The sequence below is a fragment of the Moorena sp. SIO4A1 genome (assembly GCF_010672065.1).
Lineage (GTDB): Bacteria > Cyanobacteriota > Cyanobacteriia > Cyanobacteriales > Coleofasciculaceae > Moorena.
Map to the genome: position 1 here is coordinate 1 of NZ_JAAHHX010000250.1, position 2640 is coordinate 2640.

Genomic DNA, 2640 nt, shown 5'->3' on the forward strand with positions numbered 1-2640 from the left:
TCTAGCATCCGTTGGAAACTGGTGCCATGGGTGCTAACTCGATAGGCTAATGTGGTTAGGCCAGGGGAATTGTAGTGGGATGTCATATGTATAGAACAGGGAGTGTGGGGAGATGGGGAGATGGGGAGATGGGGAGATGGGGAGATGGGGGGATTTTTATTAAGGGTCATTATCCGGACATTCTATCCTATAGAATAATCCGGACATCCTATCCTGTATAATAGAACTGGGAACAGGTACGGTAGAGCCCTAATTATCCTGACATGATATTATTTGATCGCTGCCAGAGCGCGATCACGACAAAGCTTCAGCCGTTCAGCTAAAACCAGCACTTGGGGTTCCCGGATAACCGAGAAATGGTCGCCGGGAATTTCGTGTACTTCTATTTCCCCACCGACCAAATTGCGCCAACCTAGAGTGGGATCACCAGCTATGTCTATGGGCTGCTCGCTGGAATTGAACAGGGCAATATTCCCTGGATAAGGTTGCGGTTCATAATTATAAGACGCAAAAGCCGTAGTTTTAAAAACCTCGAACAAGCTTTCAACATCCTCCACTTTTACCTCTTCCGGCAGCAAATCAAACATTTTAGCTCGTTCCAGGACATATCCCAATCGCTCCTCTGGCATCAGTTGTTGGAGTTGAGCGACAGATACCGGCACTTCCTTCCCCCGAGGAGCGCCCATTTCCTGAGCAAATTCTCTTGGATAGTAAATATCCAGACCCAAGTTTCTTCCAGGGGTGCTGTCAACTAGAAGCCTGTGGTGTTCTGGACCCGAGGATTGTATCAGTCCTAGCAATGCTAAGGTATCCCCTTGTTGGTGTAACTGTTGTGCCATTTCTAATGCTAAGTGACCGCCCACACAAAAACCAACTAAATAGTAGGGACCCCGAGGTTGAATAGTTTTAATCCCTTTGATGTGGTGAATAGCGAGGTCCTTGAGAGTGCTAAAAGGTTCCCGTTCCCCATTGAGACCGGGGGCTTGCAAGCCGTAAATCGGTTGCTCGGTCCCCAGATTGCGGACTAAATCGAGATAAAATAAGACAGTGCCGCTGCTGGCAGGGACTAAGAACAGAGGTGGTAAATTTCCATCGGGCTGCATTGCCACCAGGGTAGACATTGACCGAGAATCTGGGTCAGAGCGAATAGAAGTAGCCAGCTGCTCGATAGTCGGATTTTGTAACAGCGTGGCCAAAGATAGATTTTTGTCAAACTGCCGTTGAACCCGAGCGATTAAAGCGATCGCTAACAACGAATGACCACCGATATCAAAGAAATTATCTCGGACTCCTACGGGAGAAACCTCTAAAACCTCCGACCAGATTTGTGCCAGTTGTAATTCAAGGGTATCCCGAGGTGCAATAAAATTAGCATTGCTACCGCTAGTTCCCTCCGGTGCGGGAAGCGCCCGGCGGTCAATTTTGCCATTGGGAGTCAGGGGCAGGGAATCTAGCATCACAAAAGCCGAAGGCACCATATAGTCCGGCAGCTTTTGCTTCAGAAAATCCCGCAGTTTCGGCGTCAGTTCTCGCACCTGCTTCCGATACAAAGGGTTATTGGCAAAATCGCTCCAATTCTTCCAAGGAGATAGAGAGCGAGGCCGATCGAAAACTATTGTCGGAACCACATAAGCCACGAGGCGCTTGTGACCTGCTTGATCTTCCCGGACGATGACAGCACTTTGCCCAACTTCCGGGCGGGTCGCCAGTACCGATTCGATTTCTCCTGGTTCGATGCGGAAGCCACGAATTTTTACCTGGTTGTCGATGCGACCGAGAAGTTCGATGTTACCGTCCGGGAGATAGCGTGCCTTATCCCCCGTTTTGTAAAGACGTGCTCCTGCCTCTTGGCTGAAAGGATTGGCAATAAACTTTTGCGCGGTTAATTCCGGACGGTTGAAATAGCCTCGGGCTAGACCCACACCCCCGATATGCAGTTCCCCCGGTACGCCGATGGGAACCGGTTGGAGAGCATCGTCGAGAATATAGAGAAGTATGTTGGCAAAGGGTTTGCCGATAGGAACTGGAGACTCTAGGGGTAGATTAATCTCGGTACTTTCAAAATAGCAACTGTCAATAGTTGCTTCGCTCGCTCCATAAGAATTTACTAACCGAGTTTGGGCACCGCAGAACTGTCTAAATTTTTGGTATTCTTTGACAGACCAACTATCAGAACCGATCACCAGTAATCCCATGAAATCGAGGTTTTGCTTGGTATTCTCCAAATACTCAATTAAATACCTCATCACTGCTGGCACAAATTCGGCACAATCGACTTGCTCTTGGAGCATCAACCGATACAGCTTTTCTGGTTCCAACAAAAATTCCCTCGGACAGAGAACTAATTTAGCTCCTGAACAAAGGGCTCGCACCCAATTTCCTGTAAAAACATCAAAGGAGAAACTCGCCATTTGCAGATGGCTGTTCTCTGGACTTAGTTGATAGGCTTGCTCCCAAGCTCGATAAGCATTCACCAGACTTTGATGTTCGACTTGCACTCCTTTTGGCTTTCCCGTCGAGCCTGAAGTGTAGATGACGTAAGCCAAAGAAGTCGGTTTGGCACGAAGCCCGAGATTTTCCTGACTATACTGAGAAATGACCGACCAATCTTTATCCAAGAAAACAATCCGCCCCTGGCTT

1 protein-coding gene is annotated in these 2640 nt (G+C 48.4%); it reads right to left on the bottom strand.

All coding sequences use genetic code 11. The annotated features are described in order from the left end of the window. Positions 1-269: 269 nt before the first annotated feature. A partial coding sequence (locus tag F6K53_RS36895) for an amino acid adenylation domain-containing protein (RefSeq protein ID WP_293084503.1) occupies positions 270-2640 on the bottom strand: 2371 nt, incomplete at its 5' end.